Annotated in this window: 1 protein-coding gene; it reads left to right on the top strand. The window is 66.0% G+C overall.

Annotated elements, in window-relative coordinates:
- On the top strand, positions 1-412 hold a 412-nt coding region (locus JWG43_RS18865; RefSeq protein WP_240193691.1), incomplete at its 5' end, for an isocitrate/isopropylmalate family dehydrogenase.

Below are 412 nucleotides of genomic sequence, written 5' to 3'. Positions count from 1 at the left end.
GTATGTGGACAACGCCGCCATGCAGCTGGTGCGCGATCCTTCGCAGTTCGACGTCATCCTCACCGGCAACATCTTCGGTGACATCCTCTCCGACGAGGCTTCCGTCATCACCGGTTCGCTGGGCATGCTGCCTTCCGCCTCCATGGGCGCCCAGGCTCCGGCCCTGTTCGAGCCCATCCACGGCTCCGCGCCCGACATCGCCGGTCAGGACAAGGCCAATCCTCTGGCCACCATCCTGTCCGCTGGCATGATGCTGCGCCTGGCCTTCGGCCTGTCCGAAGAAGCCGACGCCGTGGAGAATGCCGTGCGCCAGACCCTGCGTGACGGCTTCCGTACCGGCGACATCATGGAAGACGGCTGCACCCTGGTGGGCTGCGCCGAGATGGGCCGTCTGGTGGCCGAACGTCTGTAG

Origin of the sequence: Desulfobulbus alkaliphilus, assembly GCF_016918545.1 — a bacterium.
Classification (GTDB): Bacteria; Desulfobacterota; Desulfobulbia; order Desulfobulbales; family Desulfobulbaceae; genus Desulfobulbus; species Desulfobulbus alkaliphilus.
This window is presented reverse-complemented; position numbering and strand designations above follow the sequence as displayed.